The organism is Methanothermobacter tenebrarum, from assembly GCF_023167465.1.
Taxonomy (GTDB): Archaea; Methanobacteriota; Methanobacteria; order Methanobacteriales; family DSM-23052; genus Methanothermobacter_A; species Methanothermobacter_A tenebrarum.
Genome location: NZ_AP025698.1, coordinates 515300 through 539816 on the forward strand (window position 1 = coordinate 515300; position 24517 = coordinate 539816).

A 24517-nucleotide genomic window follows, 5' to 3' on the forward strand; every position below is an offset into this window, starting at 1 on the left:
TAATGAATAGGATAATATAAAATATAAAATTTTCCAGTCTAGGGGGGCCCGTAGCTCAGTCTGGCAGGGCATCTGGCTCTTAACCAGAAGATCGCGGGTTCAAATCCCGTCGGGCCCATCCAAGTTTTTTAGCACTATCATGGAAGAATAGAATCTGATACAAGGTGGTGTATTTTTGGTATTTGATTTCTCTAACAATAAATTTAGGATCGTTCTCTTAGCATTCTTTACAGGGTTTTCAGCAGCTTTGATTTACTATTTCCATTTTATATTACATGTTCATATCATATTCACCCATTTCTTTTATATTCCAATTATTTTAGCGGCTATCTGGTTTAAAAGAAAGTCTTTGATTTTAACTGGGATATTATCATTTTTACTCTTAGCCTCTTCATACCTTGTATCATCTTATTTTATTGAGGATTTGTTCCGTGTTTTAATGTTTTTCTTTGAAATATTGTGGTTATATTCTTAGTTGAGGAAATAGACAAAAGGAGGATGCAGATAGCAGAAAGCGAGGAAAGGTATCGTTTACTCTTTGAATTGTCACCACAGTATATACTGATCTCCAACCCGGAGGGGGAGATCTATGATGTAAATGAGCATGTCAGCGAGTTTCTCGGGTTAGAAAAGGATAAATTGAAGGGTAAATCCATCTTTGATTTGAACCTCCTCCTACCTGAGAAAATAGATGAAGCTAAGAACCTGCTGAAGATTATAGGAGAGGATGGGGAAGTTCCACCATATGAAACGAGGATTCTCGACCCCATGGGAAATGAACGTCATGTTAAGATCTTCAGTAAACCTATTAATGTCAATGGAAAGGACCTGATTATATTCGTAATCCAGGACTTGACTGAAATAAAAAAGGCCCAAAGTGAATTGGAGAAGGCGGTCAAGGAGAAGGATCTGCTTCTTAAAGAGATCCATCATAGAGTTAAGAATAATCTTATGATAATTTCGAGTCTTTTAAGCCTCCAGGCAAGATACTTGAAGGATAAAGAGGCCTTTGAAATCTTCAAAGAAAGTGAGAATAGAGCGAGATCCATGGCATTAATCCATGAGAGACTCTATCGTTCCTCTAACCTCAAAGAGATTGACATGATGGAATATCTTCAAGCGCTTGCCAGGGGTATATTCAACAGTTACGCCCGCCCAGGGGTCGAATTCAAATTTGACATTGACAAGATAAAAATGGACATAGAACTGGCCATACCAGTTGGTCTAATAGTGAATGAGCTTATAACAAATTCATTTAAGCATGCGTTCCCAGATGGAAGTGGCGGAGAAGTTAACCTAAAGTTGAAATCATTGGATGATAAGATCTTCCTTGAGGTGAGTGATAATGGGATAGGCTTCCCTGAGGATCTTGATTGGCAGAACACAGAATCTTTGGGTCTTCAATTAGTTAAAAGTTTGGCTGATCAGATTAACGCTAAGGTGCAGATGATATCTGATAATGGGACAACCTTCAAATTAACAATACCGGTTTCTTCAAGAAAAATAATAAATAGAGAGCTTAGATAAATTTTATTCTATTTTTTTGAATTCTTCTTTTGGCGCTCCACAAATTGGACATTTTTCTGGTGGTTCATCCTCGACTGTGTTACCACACCAATTACACACATAGTAGTCTATTTCCTCGTTTTCTCCAAGGTTTTCAAGGGCTTTCTTATAAAGTTGTTCGTGTATCATCTCAACTTTATTAGCAACATCGAAACTCCACGCTGCCTGTTCTTCGCCGTCCTTCTCGGCTTCTTCAATGAATAGAGGGTACATTTCTTCGAATTCATGGGTTTCGCCATCTATAGCCTCTCTGAGATTCTCTTCAGTGGTTTTAACAGCCCCCATGGCCTCCAGGTGATTAGAAGCGTGAACCGCCTCTGCAGCCGCTGCTGCACGGAATAGCTTGGCTATTTGGGGATATCCTTCCTCTTCGGCTTTCTTTGCAAATTCGAGGTATTTTCTGTTTGCCTGGGATTCTCCTGCAAATGCTTCTTTCAAATTTTCTAATGTTGACATTATCATCTCCCCAATGAAGGAACAAAAAAGATAGGAGGAATGTGTGGGGTGCTTAACATCTCGTAGATGCATCCCAGCACCCCATGGCGGATTATTTCATTGTTTTAACGGCCAATTCCACATCCTCTGCTTTAACGGTTTTTCTACCGGCGTGTTTTGCGAGTTTAACGGCTGCTACTGCTATTTCTTCGCCCATTTTTTCCAGGGCCTTTGCTAGTTCTTCTCTTGCATCATTACTTATTCTCTCAGCACCGGCATTTTTTATGATTCTCCCGACAGGTGCTATTGGTAATTCAACCATATTTTCACCTCCAAAATAACCTAATAGTTACTCATATTTAAATCTATTGATTATACTCGGATATATGGGACTAATTCAACCATAAGATTACAATGGTAATCACTGGAATACATCAAAAAATTGTAACTTTCCCTAAGCCACATCCCATGAAAAAATTGAACCCAAAAAATATATTGAACACCCTAAGCTAGAATAAACTACCAAAGAAATCCTAGGGGGATAAAAAAATTTATAAGATTAACTCATCATTAGAATAAGGGAAACTTCAATAATCATAAAAGAAGATGATAACATGCTTGACACCCTAAAAATCAGCCCACACACGAAAAAAATACTAGAAAAGGCCATGGATGAGCCAATATCCTCCGAGGATGCGCTTTATCTAATGAAACTTCAAGGAAGCGAATTACATGGACTTTTCATAACAGCGGATGCTGTGCGGCGAGAAACAGTCGGGGAAGAAGTAACATTCATAAAAAATTGGAATATAAACTTCACAAACATTTGCACAGGCAACTGCGGCTTCTGCGCATTCAGAAAAAACCCAGACGAGGACGGGTCATATTTCATGAAAATACCCGAAATACTCAAAAGGGCTAAAATGGCCGCAGCAAATGGCGCCATAGAACTATGCATCCAAGGAGGCCTACACCCCAACGTAGACACATATTTCTATGAAGACATCTTAAGGACCATAAAATCTGAACTCCCGAAAATACACATACATGCATTCTCCCCAATGGAAATATACTATGGATCAAAAAGGGCAGAACTTCCAATAGAGGAAACCCTAAGGATACTTAAAAGGGCAGGGTTAGATTCGATGCCTGGCACGGCTGCTGAGATCCTAGATGATAATATTCGACGTGTAATCTGTCCAAAAAAGCTCAATACAAGAGAATGGATTGAAGTGATAGAAACCGCCCATAAGACAGGCATCCCCACAACCTCAACAATCATGTATGGTCATATAGATGAAGCCGAAGAAAGGATAAAACACCTTGAAATTTTAAGATCTATCCAAGAGCATACAGGTGGCTTCACAGAATTCGTCCCACTACCCTTTATGCACAAAAATACAAGAATATACCAGGAGGGGGCTGCGAAGCCTGGGACTACTGGGACTGAAGATTTAAAACTTTATGCCATTGCAAGGTTAATGTTCAGGGATCTTATAAGGAATATACAAGCATCATGGGTTAAACTAGGATTCAAATTCGCACAAATGTGCCTACTGGCAGGTGCAAATGACCTCGGCGGGACACTCGGTGAAGAGAACATTTCAAGATCTGCCGGGGCATCCTATGGTGTCAGAGCAGAAGTCGAAGAAATGAAGAGGGTTATAACAGATATTGGTAGAATACCCGCCATGAGGGACACGCTCTATAGGAGAATAGAACCAGTCACTCAACCCTATCTATGATTATCCTATCACCTTCCTCCACTTCCCGGAAGATTTCAAGGTTTTCCATGACCTTACCTATATGGTTAACTTCAGAATAGGGTTGACTTGACCCAAAAAAGATACAGAAAGCATAACCTGGAGGCCAATAGGATATATCACCCATAGTAGCCGTCTTGGATGGGTTCTCATATTCTATGGTTAATGGTATGTCAAAGTAGACCTCCTCGAGCCATATAAGAGCTCTGCCTTCTAATGGCAGATTATCATAGATAATCTGAGCCGTTTTAGGGTTTCTATCATCCAATTCTCCAATAGCATAACCCTTCCCCTCAACTTCTATCCTAATCCTCATCTTTTCCACCATCCTGAAACCCCCCTATGGTTGGGGGATCTTCACATCCCCCTTATATATTATTGCCCTTTTGTAAGCTTTAGAGGATGGGGGCTGCCATCAAACAACCCAAGGTAATGACCAATGAATATTAAAACTCTCCCCCCATTAAAGAGGGGTGGTTGACATTAGATTCTCCCATTCTCTGATTATCTGAACACCACTTGAGGTTCCTATTCTATCAGCTCCCGCTTCTATCATGGCAAGCGCGGTTTTAAGATCCATTATACCACCAGAAGCCTTAACACCCATATTTTTTCCCACCACCGATCTCAACAGCTTCACATCCTCTAATGTAGCCCCTTTAAGGTTACAGTAGGCGGTTGACGTCTTAACATAATCTGCACCAGCCTTTTTACTTATCTTGCAAGCTAGTATCTTTTCTTTTTCTGTTAAGTATGCTATTTCTATAATGACTTTAACAATATTACCTTCAGCTACTTCAACCACCCCCTTTATATCATCAGCGACAAGGTCTAGTTCTCTAGATTTTAGCGCCCCTATATTTATGACCATGTCCAATTCACTGGCACCATCTTTTATGGCTTCCTTGGCTTCAAAGGCCTTTACCCTCGGAGTGGGGGTGCCTGTTGGGAATCCTATAACAGAACCTACTCTTACCGGCGTCCCTTTGAGCATCTGAGATGCTAGTTTAACATTAATTGGGGTTACCATTACACAGCCAAATCCGTAATGGACGGCCTCTTTACATAATCTTATTATGTCATCTGCCGTTGCATCAGCTTTTACGTTTGTATGATCTATGAGATGCGCAAAACTCTCTTTTTCCATCCTATCCCCTCATATTAGCATTTTTGCCATGTATGGGCCTTCTTTTTCATATCCAAGTCTCCTGTAATAGTCCCTCACACCTATTCCACTTGTGATTAATATTTTTTCCTTGTTATTTTTGATGGCCAGTTCCTCTGCCCAGGATAATAATTTCTCCCCATACCCAGAATGTTGCCCAATGCCTTCTCCCGGCCGGCCAAGGGGGAGCATGGGCCCATAAACGTGTAATTCTCTTACTAGCGCCGTTTTTTCGTTAACTTCTCTTCGGTGGGCTTTCTTGGATGGTAGTCTTAGTCTGAGGAATCCGATGAGGATATTATTCTCAGGATCTTCATATGAGAGGAAAAATTCTTTTCCACCGGTTGCCTTGTAAACCTCCCTCTGGGCTGTTATATTGTCTGGGTTTATACTGGCGCCCTCTGATAGTCTGTGTCCTATTTCTCTGCATCTTATGCATTGGCATTGTATGCCTTCTTCTTTGAGTTTCTTGTAGACTATTTCTCCAAGGTTTGATTTTTTAACCCCATCAACGATTAGGTGTGATGGTATGTCACGTTGTATTCTCATTGTGCGAACCCACTTTGGTAGTATTTTCTTTATTTGGACGATTAGTTCAGCTGCTTCTTCTGTATTATATGGTTTGTATTCCCCTTTTTTCCATAGGTGGTAGAGTTGGCTGTTTTTTGTAACAAGACATGGGTATATTTTTATCATGTCAGGTTTGAAGGATGGGTCTGAGAACAGTCTTTTGAAGATTCTAAGATCCTTTTCGAAGTCTGCGAATAGGCCGGGCATGAGGTGCATTGCAACTTTGATCCCTGAATCCCTCAGGATCCTGTTGGATTCTATAACATCTTGGATGTTATGGCCTCTTTTTATCCTCTGGTATATGTGGTTGTATATTGTTTGGACTCCGAGTTCTACTCTTGTGGCGCCGAGTGATAGCATCCTGTCCACGTCTTCTTCTTTACAGTAATCTGGTCTTGTCTCGAATGTGAGGCCAACGCATCTTATGGGTGCTTTTTCATTGGCTGATTGGGCATCCTCTAGGGGTATGTGGTTTTTGTATGCTGGTAGTTTTATTTTGAGGTTTTTGATCTTGGCTCCGAAGTCTGTCATTGCCTTTAGGCATTGTGTTATGAACCATTCTTGGTAGCATAGTGTCTGGGATGGGAATGTTCCCCCCATTATGATCAGTTCTACCTTATCTGTGGGGTGTCCTATGTTGTGGAGTTGTTCTAGTCTATTGTATACTTGGTGGTATGGGTGGAATTTGTACATTCTTGCTCTGAGTGCTGCTGGTTCCTCTCCCGTGTAACTTGGGGGTGCTTTTTTGCTTTCTGGACAGTATAGACATCTTCCATGTGGGCATGGGTGGGGTTGGCACATTACGGCTACTATTGCAACTCCTGAAATGGTCCGTGTGGGTTTTTTTCTTAGAAGTTCTTCTATGACCTTTCTTTCTTTTTTTGTGGCATATTTTAAGATTGTGGAGTTGCTTATGAATTTTTTAAGTTTGAAGTCCTTGCAGACTTGGCGTTTCACGTTTTCGAGTTCATCTCTTGTCTTTACTTTTCCTTTGATGATCTCTTCTATTATTAGGCGACATGCGCTTTCCATCCTCTGAATTTCCTCCATTAAGTTCTTGTTCTCCTCATGATGTCAAGGGTTCTTATAAGGTCCGTTTTAGATATTATCCCGACGAGTTTGCCCTCTTTCATAACCGGTAATCTTCCAAGGTCGTGGCTGGTTAATTTCTCCAAGGCTACCATAGCATCATCGTCGATATCTACTGTGATAACATCCTCCGTCATCACATCCCTGATTGGAGTACTCTTATCGGCACTTGATAAATCTTGGAAGGTTACTATACCCTTAAGTTCGCCATTCTCCGTTACTGGATATCCCATATGCTTGTACTTGAATACTATTTCAAGGGCCTCTTCAACTGTTGAGGAAGGTTTGAGGGTGATAGGATCTGGTGTCATCACATCACCTACTTTAACCCCTTCAAGCAAGGATGATATAAATACTAGCCTATATTCTTGTTCAGCGCCAATGTAAATGAAGAGAGCTATTAATATAAGGAATAGGTTGAAGAAAATCCCCGCCATTGCCATGAGTATGGCGAGGAATTTCCCAAGGTTTGCGGCGACCTCTGTTGAACGTAGATAGCTCATCTTCGCTGCTAGTAGCGCCCTTAATATCCTACCACCATCCATTGGAAACGCCGGTATCAGGTTAAAGAATGCTAAAAGCACATTTACTAGTATGAAATTGGCTATAAATTCTGTTATCGCCTGTGGGAATATTCCCGTCGATCCCATCCCATAGAAGGCAGCTGCTATTATCAAGTTCGTAAGAGGTCCTGCGACGGATATTAACAATTCCTGGCGGGGCACCCGCGGTATCTCCTCCATCTTAGCAATACCACCTATGGGGAGGAGGAGTATTTTCTCTATTTTCACTCCAAAATGGCGTGCTACATACGAATGTGCCAATTCATGGATAACAACTGTCACAAAGACTAATGTTATAAGTACAGCGAGTTCCAATGAAATTAAATCTAAAAATGCCAAAAAATATATGGCTACTATCAATATTAGGAATGAAAAGTCTAATTCTATAGGTATGCCGAAAATCTTGAATATCTTTATGGATGTTTTCATAAATAAAATTTTTATCCTATAAGAGAGATATATATTCCCATCCAGATAAATACCATATAGAGAGTTGGTGTCTTGATGTTAGTCTCCGAAGTTTTAGGTAAAAAAGTTCTTGACAAAAACGCCCTCGAAGTGGGGAAAGTATCCGATATGGACATAGACCTTGAAAAGGGGATGATAAATTCTGTGATCATATCAAAAGGGGAGTTATCCCTTAAGCCCCAGACATTCATCGTAAATATCAACGAAATACAGAAAGTAGGCGATTACATCCTGATTAGTATAGCAGCTGAAGAGGTCGAGGAAACCTCAAAGACTCCTAAGAAGGAACCGACCAAACTCTCACTTGGAAAAGAAGAATAAAATTTGGGGGGTATTATATTGGAGATAGTTGATGGGAGAGGAAAAACAATAACCGTAGGTTCTATTGTAAGATATACCAATACCGGTACTACTGGGGAAGTTTCAGGGCTTAAAGTAGAGGACAACCAGGGATGGGCTAGGCTCGCCGACTCAGACCTATGGTATAACACTGAGTATCTCGAAGTGATAGACAGAGCAGAGTTTGAAAGAAAAGAATCAGAAAAGAGGGAAAGGATAGAAAAGCACCTTAAGAAACTTAAGAAGATGAGAGAGGACCTAGAAGAGGTTGACATGGGCTCAGAGGTTTGTGATGGTGGAGGTTAACCTCTTCTAGGTCCTTTCCCAATCCTTTTTTTATTATGGTCTAATCCATCTTCCTTGAAAGTCTCGACTATAAACAAAATTTTAGTTTCCAAAAAATATAGTGGGGGGTGAGAATATTATGGAGCAAAACCACTCGGACTTGTAACATTGATCCTAGGACTACTGATATTGATTTTTCCACTAGCGTCCATATTTACACTCAGCGTCCTTAGCGGAGTCGCCATCCTATTTATAGGCTTATGGTTACTCATTCTAGGAGCCAGAACATGGTCAATCAGCAAGGGGCCTAGTATACTCTACCTGATATTAGGCATATTTGGCATTATCCTAGCAGCCGCTATTATAGGTAACATAGCACTTTTCAGTGCTTTAACAGCATTCTGGATTTACCTTACAGGTATAATCCTGATAATAGCAGGTATAGCAAGTTTATTCGCTAGAGAGGAGAAGTCAAGTAGAATAGCCAGTTTGGCAGTGTGTATAATAGGAGTTTTATATTTGGTAGTGGGGATCTTCGCAAGGGATCCCGTCTTCCTTGCTTGGTTAATCGGCTTAGCGCTCATCATTGATGGGATAGGGCTCCTCATATAACCTCTGGGTCTTGTACGCTGACGCAGAACCTGCAAAGAGCGCCTGGAGTGTCCATCTGCTTCTCTTTGACAGGACAGTAATAAACATTTTTTCTTTTTTTCACCATTAAACCGCCTGGAAAACGAGTCCCAACAGGGTGTATTGGTTCCTCTCTTATAAATGTCGCATATACACTTATTATCCGTGCAATTTTCTGGAAACACTTCTCAGGCTTATCCTTAGCATTCTTGAGTTGTTCATCAAGAAATTCTACAAATTCACCTAATCTTTTAGTATCTACTAGCTTGTTATATTCCTTCCTATCCTTTTCATTTTTCACATCCCTCATCCTATTGAAAAAAGCTTTTGTAAACCTTTTAATAAACTCTTCCCGCTCCCGCGCCGGCATATACTTGGTTTCCTCCCTTAAGTAGATTGTTGCATCCATTATATCCCCTATTGAAACCCTTGAAGCTTCCCTCTTAAGGATCTTTAAAAGATCCCTTTTAGTCAACTTTTCAGGTATACTGTTCTTTTCAATCAATTCCAGACCACCCTATGGTTATTCACATGTAGCTTGTCTTCTTGTTTCCCTAGAACTTATCCTCTACATTCTCCTTCAAGTGGTAGAATAGTATTAGATTAACCATCCCTCTTTTTTATTCTTCCTTTGCTGTCTTGGGTTATCCCATAGCGATTATATTGTGGTTGTGTTTTGCCCGCCTTATTAATGTCTTTCACTCTTGTGCAGTTCATCCTCGATTCTCTTTTCCTTGTGTCCTAACCTTTTATCTTCCCCAGCCTTTAATCTTGGAAGTTTTCCCATTCTCGATTAGTAACTCCAACTTCCCCATATGATACACTTGATGGGCTTTATCTCCATAATTTTTTTAATAAATTTTTTTGAAGTATGAAAAGAGTTAAACTATCCCCCCAACTTCTTCTGATTCATCTTCGCCCTTCCGGACAGAGCCTACCTAGCGACTGAAACATAAAATCAGAATACAAATCTTATAGGAATCCTTGATGCTCGCATATCAAAATAAACCATGAAAAATTTCCTATGGGGGTCGATTTTCTCGTCACTGTGGAAGTTCCAGTTTTTAAGGCTGATATTCTTTGCAGTTTTATCTTTTTGCATATTTTTTAATTGCAGCCGCCATCTTGGGGCCGATCCCATCAACTTTCTGCAGTTCATCTTCGTTCACGTTCTCTAGGTTGTATCCGAATGTTTTCACGAGCCTCCGAGCCCTTACACGGCCTAGTCTTTTCACTCCCACGACAAATGGTATTATATCCTCTTTGACACCATAATATAAGCGGGCTGTTAACATGTCAAGCGCTTGTGAATGACCATATACTCCCGCCACCTCGCATATTTTCTTGAAGAATCTTATAAGTTGTGATGCTTCATAGGCTGCTCTACGAGTTGAAGCGGCATACACGTTAAAGAGGTTTTCAATCTCGTATTCGCTTCTTTCGTTTATCCATTCTATTAGGGATGATGCTGTAGCCTCTGGGTTGCCCACGTCCATGACGAATATGCCATTTTCTTGGAGTTTTTCACGGACACGGTCCTTGCCTTTACGGGTTTTGAATGATATGAATGGCATGTCAGGGGTTTTGCATATCTCATAGATTAGCTTGTAAGTGTCGAGTTCATCCATTTCAGTTGCGAGGTGGCGGAGTTTTATACTCGTCTCGACACTATAATTGGAATTGGCTATGAGGAGTCCGAATGGTGTGGCCCTTAAACCTGTGGGGGTTGGTCTTATTATCTCGTTTTTGATGAAGAATTCTAGTGAAGAGTTTATCTCATATTCAAGGTTATCAGCGAAGATGTTCATATTAGGATTGTTGGTAAGCTGGTGGCCATAGAATGTCTTTTTAAAGAATTCGATAAGTTCATCTGGGTTATCTGATAATCCTGCTGCTATTTGTCCTATTATCTGGTGGTAGACTGCGTCCTTGTTTTCTATGAGTTTTGAACTAGTAGGTTCTACTTCACCTTGTATGTAGTATTCTCTTAACTGGTATGCTTCTTCTGGGCTTTTTGCTAGGAGGTATGAGTATCCTACTTGGTCGTATTGGGGTCTTCCAGCCCTCCCAGACATTTGTTCATAGTCGAATACTGGGATCCATTTGGGTCCCTGTCGGGTCCACCTTGTATAGTCTCTTATGATGACGGTCTGGGATGGTAGGTTGACACCGTACATTAGACTGGGTGTTGCTGTGATCATGTATAGGTTGCCGTTTCTGAATTCGTCTTCTATGATCTCTCTTTGCCTGGTGAATAAGCCTGCGTGGTGGAATGCGACACCTCCCCTTATGCATTCTGCGAGTTTGAGGCAAGTGAATGTTGGTGCTGATCCGCTCTTCTGGGGGATTTCAAGTATCTTATCAGCGACTTCGTTAAATTTTTTTCTAGTCTCTTTGGGGATCTTTTTGCCTATTTTTTGCGAGACGAATGTTGCCAGGGCTTCTGTGAATCTTCTTGTTGATACGAATACTAGGATTTGGTTTTCATCTTTGATAGCATCTTGTAGTATTTTGACTATGGCTTCGTTTTTTTCCCGGGCATTTAACATGTCGAGGCTTATGACTTCCTTGTATAGTGGGACTGGACGATAGTCGTGTTGTATCACCTTCGCATTTAGCCACGCTCCTATCTCCTCAAGGTTGCTGAGGGTTGCTGAGAGTGCTATTATCCTCATTCCAGGATTTAGTATCATGGATCGTGTGATTGCACATTCTATTATGGGTCCGCGGGTGTATTCTCCTATCATATGGAATTCGTCTACTATTAGGAGGTCTATTTCCTTTAGCGTGTTCCATGAGAAGCGTGTTAGTATGTCGAATGATTCGAATACCATGATGGCGAGGTCTGAGGATCTTGGATCCTTACCCACGCTGATACCATGCTTTTCAAGTTCTTTGAATTCTTTAATTTTCTCGTTTTGGATGGATATGAGGGGGACTGTGTAGATGACTTTTCCACCTTCTAGTATTGTTTTTATAGCGGCCATGAGTCCTAATAGTGTTTTTCCGCTTGCTGTTGGTATGGCTAGTATGTAATTGTGTTGGTCTTCAAGGTAGCCTTGTTTGATTGCTGCCTTTTGTGCGGGGTTTAGTTTTTCTATGAAGGGGTAGCAGTCTTTTATTATCTTCATCATGGCCCTCTTGGTGTTCATTTTTGTTCACTTTTCTTTTTTTCCACTACTTTTATGTTTGATATCCTCGTGTGCGGGTATTGGCCTTTTTCGTCTTTTTCAATGCTTTTTACCATGTCCCATATTGTTAGGAGGGCTACGCTCACCCCTGTGAGGGCTTCCATTTCTACTCCGGTTTTGCCATTGCATTTTACTGTTACTTTTACGATTATCTTGTCGTCTAGGATTTTGAATTTCAATTTTGTGCTTGTTATCGGGAGTGGATGGCACAATGGTATTATGTTCCATGTATTTTTAATGGCGTTTATAGCGGCTATTTGGGCTGTTGCAAGCACGTTACCCTTCTCTATCCTCTTTTCTTTGATTAATCTTATTGTATCTTCTTTGAGGTGTATTTCACCTTCTGCTGTGGCTGTTCTCTCTGTTATGGGTTTTGAGGTTATGTCAACCATGTGGATGGATTCTTCACGTGTATGGGTTAATTTCATCATGATCACGCTAATATGGGGTTTTTATTGTTGAAAATTTAGCAGCTTTTTTCAATCCATTTTCTCCGAGGCGTTTTTTTTCTTTTTCATCTGATAGTAATTTGTCTATTGCATCTGCTAGTTCTTTGGGGTTTTTGGGTTCTACGAGGATGCCCACGTTTTCGTCCACGATTTCAGGTATTCCATCAACTTTTGTTGCTATTACTGGTTTGGCCATTGCCATGGCCTCTAATAATACGATAGAGAATCCTTCGGATATTGATGGTAGGACTACTATGTCTGCAGCTGCCATTATATTATTTATATCTTTACGGGGTCCTGTGAATAGGACATCTTTAATGTTCTCTTTTTTAACGATCTTTTTTAGTTTTCCTAGGAGGGGTCCTCCACCTACTATGACCAATTTTGAATCTTCCTTTAGGCGTTTTTTTGCTTTTAGTAGATATTCAACACCCTTTTGTGGGACTAGATTACCTACGAATAGTATGATTGGTTTTTTTGTTCCTATTTCTTCCCTGAATGAGGTTTTGATGTGGGGATTGAATATTTTTGTATCTACCATGTTATAAGTTATCATTATCTTCTCTTGTGGTATTCCGAGTTCTGTGAGTCTTTCAGCTAACTTTTTACTTATAACAAGGATCTTTGAGGCTCTTTTGAGTATTAATTTGATGATCGGTTTTAGGATAGTTTTAGTGGATAATATGAGGGCGTCTGATCCGTGTACGGTTACATAGTATGGTCTGCCGGTTATAATAGATCCTATGAGTGCTATGAGGCCTGGTGGGATTATATAATGGGCGTGTATGATATCGATGTCTTCTTTTTTGATTGTCCTGATTAGTTTCTGTGTTGCTGTGAGTGTGAATATTAGCCCCCTTAAGCCTTTTATGTTTATTGTTGGGGCTGATGAGACTTTTATACCATTTTTGTCCTCTATTTTCTCATGTGGGTATGTTAGGATGTTTATATGGTATCCTTTCTCTTTTAGTTGTTTTGCTAGGTTATAGGTGTGGGATGCGACTCCTCCAAGGTGTGGTGGGAATTTACCTATCATGATGACTCTTTTCAATGGGCTTCACCCTAATTGAAGGTGTGATCTGGTCCTGTTTTAAAATTAGTGTTGAGTATTCTACCTTTTAGGTTGAAGATGAGCACGTCAAAATCTATAGAATACCTTTCCTGGCATTTTTCCCGTATTGAGGATGCTATGCTATCAAATACTGGTTGTGTCAGTCCTGCATGGTCTAATTCTGTGATCATTTCCTCTACCGTCCTTTTATTGAAAATTTCAACCAGAAGCGGTTTTGGGGCGTTGTTCAGGGCCGCGTGGGCTGTTATTATCTCACGTCTTCCATCTGCCACGCTATTTTTGGTGTTGAATATCCCTGCGCTTATTTTTATGAGTTTACCTGCGTGGCCTAGGAGTATGATCCTCTTTAAGCGCCTTTTAGCGGCTATTTTTAGCATGTATCCTGGGTAGTTGCCCATTTGTATTATCCTGTCCTCTTCTATGCTTTTAAAATATTTTTTAGCTATTTTTTCTCCTATGTTACCTGGTACGAATACTAGTTCTTTCCATCCTCTAGAGGCTGCTATGTCTATCTGACATGCTAATGATACTTTGTACGCCTTTGAGGACATTGGCCGTGCGATGCCCGTTGTTCCGAGTATTGATATCCCCCCATGTATTCCCAATCTAGGGTTCATTGTCTTTTTAGCCACCCTCCTCCCCTCTGGTACTGATATTTCTACAGTAGCCCCTTCTCCAGGTGATAAGTATTTTTTTATATTTTCTTTTATCATCTTTTTTGGGGTGGGGTTAATCGCAGATTCTCCAGGGGGGACTGGGAGTCCCGGTTTTGTCACTTTACCTACACCTTCACCTCCTCTGATGATAATCTTTGAAGATTTATTTAATTGGACTGTTGCGATTATATCAATGTTGACTGTTACGTCGGGGTCATTGTATGGTCTTTTTATGACTGAGGCTCTTGCTTTATTCTCTGAGAGTTTTTCCACGCCTTTAATGTCTACTTCTAATTTGCCGTAGGGCGCGTCTATAGCAACCCTTCTAATATCGTTCTCGCCTTTTAAATGTAAAATAGAAGCAACTGCCGCTGCTGTGGCGGCAGTGCCTGTTGTTATACCCAACTCTTGACTTTTTTTATTCACTAAAATCTTAAAAAGAAGATTCTTCCAATTCTTCCTTTATAGCCTCTATAAGCTCCTCTTTACTAGGAGCCCCTATAAATTTCAGAATACCATTCATTGCAATCGCCGGCACGGCTATTAGACCATATTCAATTGCCCGTTCCCTGTCAACCATCACATCTATATGTTCAACTTCTATTGCATCGCCAAATTCTTTTTTCGCCTCTTCAACCACTTCTAGTGCCATTGGACAATATGGACATGTGGGTGATGTGAACACTTCAATCTTGACTACCATAAATATTAACCTCCATTTATCCTTTTAAATTCTTATTTCAATAAATACTTATCCATCCAATAAAAGAATGCGACTATTCATCGCCATCAAAAAAAGTAAAGGATCCACATCCAAAATTCCCCACAAGAAGATCCCATACACTAAAAAAGCCGACATATTATCATCTCCATGATTTAATCTTCCAACAGGGGAATTTTAACTAAAAAATAGACCCTTAAAAGCCTAATAGCCTATAATAATGATATTATGGGTTTATCCTCCCAGGAGGATGAAAGACTTATAAGAATTTTTGGATGGCTATTTTCCACCTTAAATAATGGGCTTTGAGCATATTTCAAAGTGCAGAAAAGCCCCCAGTTATGGAAGTTAAAGAAGATTTCACTCTCCTTAAAAAATATTATATAATATGAACAATAATGATAAAATCTAGTAGGGGTGGGATGATAGTGAAAATAAAAGTTCGTTCACCCGGCTCGGCCACCATCATCAATGCTATCGCAACTGGTAAAGGTTCAGCCTTCGCCATCCAACGCCATGTAACAGCAGAAGTTAAACTCATACCAGAAGGAATAAAATGTATCTGTGAAGAGGACATTGATACAACCCTAATGAGGACATGCGCAGAATCAGTCCTTAAAAAATATAATATAAGCACAGGATTAAAGGTTAAAACCACATCTAACCTACCAGTAGCATCAGGCCTCTCAAGTAGCAGCGCAACCTCAAACGCCATAGTAATGGCCGCATCCAAACTCATCGCAGAAGAATTTGGCCTAGAACCACTCAAAAAATGGGAGATTCTCAATTTAGCTATTGACGCCTCCCTAAAAGCTGGGGTTACAATCACGGGCGCATTTGATGATGCCAGCGCCTCCTTCTATGGTGGATTCACAATAACAGATAACCTTGAAAGGAAGATAATCAAAAAAGGGCCCATGGAAAATCAAAAGATATTAATATATATGCCAAAGAGAAAATCCTTAACCGCAGAATCCAATGTTAAAAGGATGAAGATACTCGCACCCCTCGTAGAAATAGCCTTCAAAAAGGCCCTGGAAGGCGACCTATACAATGCATTAACCCTAAATGGTATAATATACTGTGCAACACTAGGATTCAACCCAGAAGTTGCAGTGGATGCCCTAGAGGCGGGTGCGATGGCAGCAGGCCTATCAGGGACAGGACCATCATTCGTCAGCATAACAAGAGAAGAAAAACAAGATGATATCATAGACACATGGAGCTCCTACCCAGGGAATATAATCATAACAGATGTCGACAACCAAGGCACACAATTTAGGTGACACTCAATGAAAAAATCAGAGGCCATGAAACTCCTAAAAGAATCCAGGGAGAAAATAGACCTTATAGATGAGAAAATATTAAATCTCATTTCTGAGAGAACCTCCTTGGCAAGGAAGATAATAAAAGCAAAAATAGCCTTAAACATGGACATCTGGGACCCTGCAAGGGAAAAACAAATCGAAGAAAAGACAAGGAAAATCGCCAGGGAAAACAAAATCGATGAAGGCAAACTTATAAAGATTATGAGGATACTCACAGAACTAAACAAGATGGAACAAGAACAAATACTCAGGAGGAAATAAACATGGGGAATATTAGAACAGCATTCGTTAAAAGGGTAGCGAAGGAATTAGTAGAAAACAATCCTGGGAAATTCACACTGGACTTTGAAAAGAACAAGAAGCTAGTCGAAGAACTCTCAACAGTAAGCACAAAACACCTCAGAAACAAGATAGCAGGTTACATAACACGGCTAATGAGGCAACAATCACGGTGAGGTTATAGGCCAATGTCACTTATAATTGCAAAATTTGGGGGCACATCCATAGGTAACGGTAAAAGGATAAGAAAAGCAGCCCAATCAGTAGTGAAAGAATACATGAAAGGAAACAAGGTAGTAGTAGTGGTATCAGCCATTAACAGGACAACAGACGAACTCCTAGAAATCGTGGAAGAAGCGACCAACAACACCATAACAGAGAAACAACTAGCTGAAGTAGTTTCAATGGGTGAAATGACCAGTGCAAGGATATTCTCCTCGGCCTTGGAATCCCTTGGCGTGAAATCCGAATACATAGACCCATACAAGGACGAATGGCCAATAATAACCGATAGCAACCTCCTAGATGCTAAAGTAGACCTTAAAACAACAATAAAAAAATCCAAGATACTCTTAAAGCTCCTAGACCAGGGCATCATACCAGTTGTCTGCGGATTCCTAGGAAGGGACAAACACGGTTATATCACAACACTAGGCAGAGGCGGGAGCGACATCACAGCATTTTTACTTGGACGCTGCCTAAACGCAGATGAAGTTATAATAGTCACAGACGTTGGAGGAGTCATGTCAACAGACCCCAACAAGCTCCAAGAAGCTAAAAAATTAGATAAAATCTCAGTAGAAGAGATGAGGGACCTGGCCACCCACGGAGCCCAGGTACTCCACCCACACGCCCTAAAATATAAAGTGCCGGAGATAAAGGCTAAAATAATAGGATTCGAGCATGGAGACCTTTCAGCGCCTGGAACAGAGATCATAGGCCCCTCTAAAAAAGAGCAATTGAAGACTGTAACCTTTAATTCGGAACCATTAGCCGTGCTCGCAGTAGTGGGAGAGGAAATCCTCAACAAGCCAGGCATACTCGCAAAATTAACATCCACCCTATCCAAAAAAAATATCAATATCATAGGCGTGTCCACCGGAAAAAACTCCATCACATTATTCATCAAGAAAGAAGATGCACAAGAAGCCCACAAACTCCTACACGACGTTGTAGTTGAAGATGAAAACCTAAGTTCACTATCCCTTGGGAGAGATATTGCAATGATCACAATTTCAAGCCCAGAATTTATAGACACGCCAGGGATAATCTCAGAGATCACAGAACCATTAAGGGAACATAACCTGAATATTGTTGAAATCTCATCATCACAAACTTCTGTGGTGATATTCGTCGACTGGGATGATGGGAAAAAAGCTTATGAACTCGTAAGGGGTGTTTTAGAATGAAAATAGAAGGCACAATCGTGGCCATGATAACCCCGTTCACTCCAGATGATGAAGTGGACGAGGATGGGCTGCGAGAAAACATAAACTATTTGATAGAGAATGGGGTTGATGGTCTCCTAATCGCAGGGACCACAGGCGAATCAGCCACCATAACCCACGAAGAACAAAGGAGGATGATAGACCTCCTAGTTGAAGAAGTCGATGGTAGAGTAACCACCATCGCAGGAGCCGGCAGTAACTCCACAAAGGAGGCCCTAGGACTTGTAAAGCACGCCGACGCCGCGGGTGCTGATGCCGCGCTCGTCATAACACCCTACTATAATAGGCCACAACCACACGGCCTACTAGAACATTACAAGATACTCAGTGACGCGGCAGAGATACCCATGATAATCTATAATGTACCCTCAAGGACAGGGACAGATATCGACGTTGACACCGTCCTAAAATTAGCAGAGGAAGATAACATAATAGGCCTCAAAGAGGCCAGCCCAGACCTTGACAAAGTATCCCAGTTAATGAAAAAACTCATAGAGAGGGGTCTTGACAAGGAATTCGTCATACTATCCGGTAACGATAATCTCACACTCCCAATGATACCCCTAGGGGCCAGGGGTGTTATATCAGTTGTTGCAAACGTTGACCCGGCCAGGATGTCAAGGATGGTTAACGAGGCTCTTTCAGGGGACTTTGAATCTGCAATGAAAACCCACTATGAATTATATGATCTTATGAAAGGCTTGTTCATTGAAACCAACCCCGTACCTGCCAAAGAAGCATTAAATATGATGGGCAAACCCGCTGGTCATGTGCGACCCCCACTAGGACAACTCAAAGAAGAAAACAGGGCAAAACTCAGGAGGATACTAGAGGATCTCTCATTACTCTAAAGGGTGAAATAATATGATCAGGGTAGCCGTAAGCGGTGCCTGTGGCCGGATGGGTTCAAAAATCATAAAGAGGATAACAAGAGAAGACGACATGGAAGTGGTGGCGGCTATAGAAGCACCCAACACACCATTTAAAGGAAAGGACGTTGGCGAGGTTATAGGTATAGGCACGATTGGAGTTAAGGTAACAGGTGCAGAGGAGCTAGAGGAGGCCCTTAGAGATTCAAAACCTGATGTAGTTGTTGATTTCACAATCGCAGATGCTGCGGTGAATACCGTAGAAAAGGCTTCGAAACTTGGCATCAACCTCGTGGTGGGGACAACAGGTTTCTCAATCGAACAATTAGAGAAGATCGAAAAGGACATCAAAGAAGGCGATGTTAAGGCTATAATTGCACCTAACATGGCTGTGGGTGTTAATGTCTTCTTCAAGGTGCTTGAGGAGCTTGCAAAACTCTTACCAGATTACAATGTTGAGATAATGGAAGCGCACCACAAACATAAAAAGGATGCACCATCAGGAACCGCATTAAGGGCGCTGGAGATAATAGCAGTCGCTACTGGGAGAGACCCTGATAAGGTGAGCGTATATGGTAGGAGGGGTCTTATAGGTGAACGATCAGATGATGAAATAGGAGTACATGCCATAAGGGCCGGTGATATAGTAGGAGACCATATAGTGCTCTTCGCTGGTGAAGGTGAAAGACTCGAAGTGATCCACAGGGCACATAGTAGAGAAGCATTTGTCAGCGGTGTTATCAGGGCCCTTAGATTCATAGAGAAAGCAGAACCAGGTAAGATATCAAATATGAATGATGTATTAGGGATCAGGTGATTATAATGGTTGATGTGGGAGTCTTAGGCGCGACTGGGATGGTCGGGCAACGCTTCATAGAACTTTTAGATAAACACCCCGAATTTGAGATTAAGGTGCTTACGGCTTCCCCACGCTCAGAGGGGAAACCCTACGAGGAAGCGGCTAAATGGTACCTTCAAAGTAAAATGCCGGAATCGGTAAAGGATATAAAGGTCGTGGGGACAGACCCCTCCAAGGTGGGGGATGTTGACATATTATTCTCAGCCCTACCCGCTGATATAGCCGCTAAGGTTGAGCCGAAGTTCGCGGAAGAATACGTGGTGGCTTCAAATGCTAGTGCGATGAGGATGGAGCCTGACGTGCCATTGGTCATACCAGAGGTTAACCCCGACTTCCTAGACCTTATAGAAATTCAACAAAAAAGGCGTGGATGGGATGGTTTCATAGTCACTAACCCCAATTGTAGTACGATAGCCCTTACATTAACTTTGAAGCCCATCCATGACCAGTATACCATAAAGAGAGTGTACGTGGCTACCATGCAGGCTGTTTCAGGCGCGGGATACAATGGAGTCCCATCAATGGCCATCATAGATAATATAGTCCCCTATATTGGGGGTGAGGAGGAGAAGATAGAGACAGAAACCCTCCACCTCCTCGGGGAATTGGAGGATGGTAAGGTCACTCCCGCCCATTTTGGTATAAGCGCATCCTGTCATAGGGTTCCCGTACTTGATGGGCACACAGAGGCAGTTTTCATAGAACTTGAGGAAGAGTTCGAAATCGATGATATAAAAAAGATCATGGAAGAATTCCAGGGGATACCACAGAAGTTGGAGTTGCCCTCCGCCCCTGAAAAACCAATAATCGTAAGGGAAGAGGAGGACAGGCCACAGCCACGCATGGACAGGGATGAATCCAATGGGATGGCTGTTACGGTTGGTAGGCTGCGGAGGGATGTGGCATTTGAGAATAGTCTGAGATATGTGCTTGTTGGCCATAACACGATACGTGGAGCTGCAGGTGCATCAATATTAAATGCAGAGTTAATAAATGAGATAATATTCTAGAAAATGTTCGAAGGTCTGCTGGAAGGTCTGCATCATCTGGACCTTCTATTACTTTATTTTTTTAATATTCAAATCCAAAATCCCTTCTTTGATTTTTTAATGCCAATTATAACATATGCGGGGACCCAGATATTCTGGATAATCATATCCACAATACTTGTCTTTTTAGGTGAGAATGGCCGGAGAACGGCTTTCACATGCCTTTTAGCCCTCCTTTTAGGCTATTTCCTAAGCGAGTTTTTAAAGATCATCTTTCAAGTTCCCCGTCCATTTGAAGTTATAGAATGGGTGAGGCATACTAACATCGTCTGGGGCTATTCCCTACCTTCAGGTCATACCACAGCCGCTTTTAGCGGATTCCTGATCCTTGGGGTAAAGTATGGTAGGATTCCCATTTTCCTATCACTAGCAGCTCTAGTGGGGATTTCCAGAATTTATATGGGTTTACATTATCCATCAGATGTTATTATGGGGGCCCTACTTGGGGTATCATGCGCCTTAGTTTCTCTAAGGATTGAAGAAAAATTTTTTAAGTCCTTGAAGGATAAATATCAGAAGGGATAACCAGTGATTCTTTTCAAGTGATTAACATGTTTCTTAAAGACTCGGAGAAGGAAGAATTAAGGCGTCTTGTCAAGGCATGCATGCTCGAGATAAGCAAATTAGAACTTGAACTTGAAAAATGCGAGAAGAGAAGGACTGGAAGGGAAAAGCTAGAAAGATTAGAGGAAGAATTAGCAAAAAAAGATGAACATATAAGGGAGTTTGAAAAGCTTTTAAAGGAAAAGGACAAAGTCATAGAGAATCTGAATAAGATTTTAAGCGAAAAGGAAGCCCAGATCGAAAAATTAGAAAAGATAAAAGAATACTTTGATAAGTTAACAGCAAAGCCTAAAAAGGATCTTACATCATTCCAATCACAAATTTACAGACTATTACCAGAGGGGAAGGCCACAACTGAAAAATTGCATTCTTTCATACAAGATATAGGATTCAAAGATTTAAAGTATGAGAACATGTTACAGATCCTTCGAAACCTTGAAAGAAAAGGCTATCTAAGATCATATAATATGGATGATGATATACTCTGGGAAAAAATTGAAAAATAGATTAGGTGATTTTCGCGACAAGCTCGGCAACTTTCTTTCCAAGGTTCTTGGATGTTTCTATACCGAATTCATCTTCTTCACAGTCTTTTTCTCCCCGTCCAACCCCTGTTCCACCATAATGCGCTGTAGGTGAAGCGTCTCCCACCACTATCATTTCATGTATTAATAGGAAATTATGGATTGCATTACATGTTGTTTCTTGTCCACCATTTCTTGAACCCCCTACCGCTACCGCCCCGCCTACTTTATCCTTTAACTTGAAATCTATCCTTAAAGGTCTTGTCCGGTCCATGAAAATCTTCGTTTGCCCTGTCACATTACCAAAGTAGACTGGGCTGCCTATTATGATGCCATCAGCTGCTTCTAGTTTCTCTAATATTAATGGGACGTCATCTTCTATTGGACATTCACCTGTCAGGCAAGTGTCGCATGCTCTACATGGGTTTATCTCATGTTCTGCAAGTTTTATAAGTTCTGTTTCAACCCCCATCTCTTCTGCAGCACTTAATGCCTCCTTGACTAAAAAAGTTGTGTTACCATTAATCCTCGGACTTCCAACTATCCCTATTATCCTTGGCATAAAACACCTCTAGTTTCATTCACGCAAAACTTGTAAACTACCCCATCCTATCAAATGGGTGCCTATGAGGACCTGCTAGTATACCATGTAGAGGTTTTCATCTCCACAAGCTCAAAGGATCGTCCCAGTCCCCCACTTGAGTATCCTGTTAGCGACGATATAGTCTCTGTATGGATCATTGGAGGATAATCTCCCGTTTGTGCCTTTTGGATTCACCTTCACAACTTGTCTGCCACCTCTCCCCAGTCTTGCAGACAAAGGAAGTGGAGATTGTCATATTCTCACCTATTTAAAGATATATATAAACCTTTCGGCTCTCATCCCCTCCCTTTTGGAAGGAGGACCTCCTGTCAAAAGAATTATCTTTATAATCACAAAAAGACCGTAAAATATTTATAGAACCTCTAACCCATGAATAATTGCAAATATTATATTGAGGTGATCACATGGCACAGTTAACTGGAGGACAACAACAACCAGTTCTTATCTTACCTGAAGGTACAAGTAGATACCTTGGAAGAGACGCCCAGAGAATGAACATACTAGCAGGTAAAGTATTAGCAGAAACCGTTAGAACAACCCTAGGCCCTAAGGGAATGGATAAAATGCTCGTAGACTCCCTAGGGGATATAGTAGTGACAAATGATGGTGTCACAATCCTAAAGGAGATGGACATAGAACACCCAGCCGCTAAAATGCTGGTAGAAGTTGCCAAAACCCAAGAAGACGAAGTAGGAGACGGGACAACAACAGCAGTCATAATAGCAGGCGACCTCCTCAAAAAGGCAGAAGAATTACTCGACATGGACATACACCCCACCATAATAGCAATGGGCTACAGGCAAGCAGCTAAAAAAGCCCAAGAAATCCTAGACTCCATAGCAATAAGCGCAAGCGACAGAGACACACTAATAAAAGTCGCCATGACAGCAATGACAGGAAAAGGAACAGAAAAAGCCAGAAAACCACTAGCTGAGCTTGTTGTGGACGCTGTTAAACAAGTAGAAGAAAATGGTGAAGTAGACAAAGACCACATAAAAATAGAAAAGAAAGAAGGTGGCAGCGTAGACGACTCAATGCTAGTCCAAGGAGTAATAATCGACAAGGAAAGAGTACACCCAGGCATGCCAAAAAAGGTTGAAAACGCCAAGATAGCACTACTCAACTGTCCAATCGAAGTTAAAGAAACAGAAGTCGACGCCGAAATAAGAATCACAGACCCTTCACAGATGCAAGCCTTCATCGAACAAGAAGAACAAATGATAAAGGACATGGTCGACAAGATAGTGAGCACAGGAGCCAACGTACTATTCTGCCAAAAGGGCATCGACGACCTAGCCCAACACTACCTAGCGAAAAATGACGTGCTCGCCGTCAGAAGAGTTAAAAAATCAGACATCGAAAAACTATCAAAGGCAACCGGTGCAAAAATAGTCACAAACATAGAAGACCTCAGTGAAGAAGACCTTGGAAATGCAGGAAAAGTTGTGGAGAAGAAAATCTCAGGAGAAGAGATGATATTCGTAGAAGAATGCAAAGAACCCAAAGCAGTCACCATACTCGTAAGAGGATCCACAGAACACGTCGTAAGTGAAGTGGAAAGAGCCATCGAAGATGCTATTGGTGTTGTTTCAGCGACTGTTGAGGATGAGAAGGTTGTTGCTGGTGGTGGGGCTCCTGAGGTTGAGATTGCTAAAAGACTTAAGGATTATAGTGAGTCTGTTAGTGGTAGGGAGCAGTTGGCTGTTGCTGCTTTTGCAGAGGCTCTTGAGGTTGTTCCTAAGACTTTGGCTGAGAATGCCGGTCTTGACAGTATTGACACTCTCGTAGATTTAAGAGCAGCCCATGAAGAGTCACCATACATGGGTTTAGATGTTTTCAAGGGTGAAGTAGTTGACATGAAAGAGGCAGGAGTGCTAGAACCACACAGAGTCAAAAGACAGGCCATACAATCAGCCGCAGAAGCAGCAGAGATGATACTAAGAATCGATGATGTCATAGCCGCCGCAGGTGAAGAAGGCGGAGAAGAAGAAGGAATGGAGGGCATGGGTGAAATGCCACCAATGTAAAAAA

At 41.4% G+C, this 24517-nt stretch carries 28 protein-coding genes and 1 tRNA gene; 16 read left to right on the forward strand and 13 right to left on the reverse strand.

Translation table 11 applies throughout. From position 1 onward, the window contains the following. Positions 1–44 precede the first annotated feature (44 nt). Positions 45–118, forward strand: a tRNA-Lys gene (locus MTTB_RS02910). Positions 119–498: 380 nt separating this feature from the next. Next, a complete protein-coding gene (locus MTTB_RS02915; RefSeq protein WP_248565018.1) occupies positions 499–1527 on the forward strand; it encodes a sensor histidine kinase in 1029 nt (342 codons plus the stop codon). Between the two features lie 3 nt (positions 1528–1530). On the opposite strand, the gene MTTB_RS02920 is transcribed toward MTTB_RS02915, so the two are convergent. Continuing rightward, a complete protein-coding gene (locus tag MTTB_RS02920) occupies positions 1531–2022 on the reverse strand; it encodes a rubrerythrin family protein (protein ID WP_248565019.1) in 492 nt (163 codons plus the stop codon). 91 nt (positions 2023–2113) lie between these two features. Next, on the reverse strand, positions 2114–2323 hold the full coding sequence (locus tag MTTB_RS02925; RefSeq protein ID WP_248565020.1) for a histone family protein: 210 nt from the start codon (positions 2321–2323) through the stop codon (positions 2114–2116). A 292-nt stretch (positions 2324–2615) separates the two neighbouring features. On the opposite strand from MTTB_RS02925, the gene cofH reads away from it, so the two are divergent. Then, positions 2616–3746 (forward strand): 5-amino-6-(D-ribitylamino)uracil--L-tyrosine 4-hydroxyphenyl transferase CofH, encoded by a 1131-nt coding sequence (cofH, locus tag MTTB_RS02930; protein WP_248565021.1) that lies wholly within the window; start codon positions 2616–2618, stop codon positions 3744–3746. Here cofH and MTTB_RS02935 read toward each other — a convergent pair. The 4 genes from MTTB_RS02935 to MTTB_RS02950 form a co-directional block, all read right to left on the reverse strand. Next, positions 3727–4080 carry a cyclophilin-like fold protein gene (locus MTTB_RS02935; RefSeq protein ID WP_248565022.1) on the reverse strand — a complete coding sequence of 118 codons (354 nt, stop codon included), beginning with the start codon at positions 4078–4080 and terminating at the stop codon, positions 3727–3729. The genes cofH and MTTB_RS02935 overlap by 20 nt on opposite strands. Positions 4081–4227: 147 nt before the next feature. Further along, positions 4228–4911, reverse strand: a complete 684-nt coding sequence (gene deoC, locus MTTB_RS02940) for a deoxyribose-phosphate aldolase (protein ID WP_248565023.1) — start codon at positions 4909–4911, stop codon at positions 4228–4230. A 9-nt stretch (positions 4912–4920) separates the two neighbouring features. Further along, positions 4921–6531: a tRNA uridine(34) 5-carboxymethylaminomethyl modification radical SAM/GNAT enzyme Elp3 gene (locus MTTB_RS02945; protein WP_248565024.1), complete on the reverse strand. Its 1611-nt coding sequence runs from the start codon at positions 6529–6531 to the stop codon at positions 4921–4923. Between the two features lie 17 nt (positions 6532–6548). Then, on the reverse strand, positions 6549–7580 hold the full coding sequence (locus MTTB_RS02950) for a site-2 protease family protein (protein WP_248565025.1): 1032 nt from the start codon (positions 7578–7580) through the stop codon (positions 6549–6551). 75 nt (positions 7581–7655) lie between these two features. On the opposite strand from MTTB_RS02950, the gene MTTB_RS02955 reads away from it, so the two are divergent. From MTTB_RS02955 to MTTB_RS08430, 3 genes are all read left to right on the forward strand, one after another. After that, entirely contained in the window at positions 7656–7940 is a 285-nt protein-coding gene (locus MTTB_RS02955; RefSeq protein WP_248565026.1) for a PRC-barrel domain-containing protein, read from the forward strand. An 18-nt stretch (positions 7941–7958) separates the two neighbouring features. Further along, positions 7959–8264 carry a DUF2098 domain-containing protein gene (locus MTTB_RS02960; RefSeq protein WP_248565027.1) on the forward strand — a complete coding sequence of 102 codons (306 nt, stop codon included), beginning with the start codon at positions 7959–7961 and terminating at the stop codon, positions 8262–8264. A gap of 168 nt (positions 8265–8432) precedes the next feature. Then, positions 8433–8855, forward strand: a complete 423-nt coding sequence (locus MTTB_RS08430; protein WP_248565028.1) for a DUF308 domain-containing protein — start codon at positions 8433–8435, stop codon at positions 8853–8855. On the opposite strand, the gene MTTB_RS02970 is transcribed toward MTTB_RS08430, so the two are convergent. The 6 genes from MTTB_RS02970 to MTTB_RS02995 form a co-directional block, all read right to left on the reverse strand. Beyond that, positions 8848–9378 carry a DUF2115 domain-containing protein gene (locus MTTB_RS02970; RefSeq protein ID WP_248565029.1) on the reverse strand — a complete coding sequence of 177 codons (531 nt, stop codon included), beginning with the start codon at positions 9376–9378 and terminating at the stop codon, positions 8848–8850. The genes MTTB_RS08430 and MTTB_RS02970 overlap by 8 nt on opposite strands. A gap of 583 nt (positions 9379–9961) precedes the next feature. Next, on the reverse strand, positions 9962–12025 hold the full coding sequence (locus tag MTTB_RS02975; RefSeq protein WP_248565030.1) for a DEAD/DEAH box helicase: 2064 nt from the start codon (positions 12023–12025) through the stop codon (positions 9962–9964). Continuing rightward, a complete protein-coding gene (gene moaC / locus MTTB_RS02980; RefSeq protein ID WP_248565031.1) occupies positions 12022–12495 on the reverse strand; it encodes a cyclic pyranopterin monophosphate synthase MoaC in 474 nt (157 codons plus the stop codon). The genes MTTB_RS02975 and moaC overlap by 4 nt, the downstream gene beginning before the upstream one ends. A 7-nt stretch (positions 12496–12502) precedes the next feature. Further along, positions 12503–13564 (reverse strand): glycosyltransferase, encoded by a 1062-nt coding sequence (locus MTTB_RS02985; protein WP_248565032.1) that lies wholly within the window; start codon positions 13562–13564, stop codon positions 12503–12505. An 11-nt stretch (positions 13565–13575) separates the two neighbouring features. Continuing rightward, positions 13576–14667 carry a cobalt-precorrin-5B (C(1))-methyltransferase CbiD gene (cbiD, locus tag MTTB_RS02990; protein WP_248565033.1) on the reverse strand — a complete coding sequence of 364 codons (1092 nt, stop codon included), beginning with the start codon at positions 14665–14667 and terminating at the stop codon, positions 13576–13578. A 7-nt stretch (positions 14668–14674) separates the two neighbouring features. Continuing rightward, entirely contained in the window at positions 14675–14944 is a 270-nt protein-coding gene (locus MTTB_RS02995) for an MJ0307 family thioredoxin (RefSeq protein WP_248565034.1), read from the reverse strand. A gap of 446 nt (positions 14945–15390) precedes the next feature. On the opposite strand from MTTB_RS02995, the gene MTTB_RS03000 reads away from it, so the two are divergent. Genes MTTB_RS03000 through MTTB_RS03040 form a run of 9 tightly spaced genes read left to right on the forward strand, consistent with a single transcriptional unit; the run spans position 15391 to position 21864 of the window. Further along, positions 15391–16248, forward strand: coding sequence for a shikimate kinase (locus MTTB_RS03000; RefSeq protein WP_248565035.1), 858 nt, complete (start codon positions 15391–15393; stop codon positions 16246–16248). A gap of 6 nt (positions 16249–16254) precedes the next feature. Further along, entirely contained in the window at positions 16255–16551 is a 297-nt protein-coding gene (locus MTTB_RS03005; RefSeq protein ID WP_248565036.1) for a chorismate mutase, read from the forward strand. A 2-nt stretch (positions 16552–16553) separates the two neighbouring features. Beyond that, a complete protein-coding gene (locus tag MTTB_RS03010; protein WP_248565037.1) occupies positions 16554–16745 on the forward strand; it encodes a 30S ribosomal protein S17e in 192 nt (63 codons plus the stop codon). Positions 16746–16757: 12 nt separating this feature from the next. Next, on the forward strand, positions 16758–17978 hold the full coding sequence (locus tag MTTB_RS03015) for an aspartate kinase (protein ID WP_248565038.1): 1221 nt from the start codon (positions 16758–16760) through the stop codon (positions 17976–17978). After that, positions 17975–18868, forward strand: coding sequence for a 4-hydroxy-tetrahydrodipicolinate synthase (dapA, locus tag MTTB_RS03020; RefSeq protein ID WP_248565039.1), 894 nt, complete (start codon positions 17975–17977; stop codon positions 18866–18868). Before MTTB_RS03015 ends, dapA begins: the two co-directional genes overlap by 4 nt. 13 nt (positions 18869–18881) lie before the next feature. Next, positions 18882–19703 (forward strand): 4-hydroxy-tetrahydrodipicolinate reductase, encoded by an 822-nt coding sequence (gene dapB / locus MTTB_RS03025; protein ID WP_248565040.1) that lies wholly within the window; start codon positions 18882–18884, stop codon positions 19701–19703. A gap of 5 nt (positions 19704–19708) precedes the next feature. Then, on the forward strand, positions 19709–20755 hold the full coding sequence (gene asd, locus MTTB_RS03030; RefSeq protein ID WP_248565041.1) for an aspartate-semialdehyde dehydrogenase: 1047 nt from the start codon (positions 19709–19711) through the stop codon (positions 20753–20755). Between the two features lie 3 nt (positions 20756–20758). Then, positions 20759–21319, forward strand: coding sequence for a phosphatase PAP2 family protein (locus tag MTTB_RS03035; protein ID WP_248565042.1), 561 nt, complete (start codon positions 20759–20761; stop codon positions 21317–21319). 26 nt (positions 21320–21345) lie between these two features. Then, complete coding sequence (locus MTTB_RS03040) at positions 21346–21864, forward strand: hypothetical protein (protein WP_248565043.1); 519 nt, start codon at positions 21346–21348, stop codon at positions 21862–21864. Between the two features lies 1 nt (position 21865). Here the strand turns inward: MTTB_RS03040 and MTTB_RS03045 are convergent, their stop codons facing one another. Then, positions 21866–22444: a flavodoxin family protein gene (locus MTTB_RS03045; protein ID WP_248565044.1), complete on the reverse strand. Its 579-nt coding sequence runs from the start codon at positions 22442–22444 to the stop codon at positions 21866–21868. Between the two features lie 446 nt (positions 22445–22890). Here MTTB_RS03045 and thsA point away from each other — a divergent pair, with 446 nt between their 5' ends. Beyond that, positions 22891–24513, forward strand: a complete 1623-nt coding sequence (gene thsA, locus MTTB_RS03050; RefSeq protein WP_248565045.1) for a thermosome subunit alpha — start codon at positions 22891–22893, stop codon at positions 24511–24513. Positions 24514–24517 lie beyond the last annotated feature (4 nt).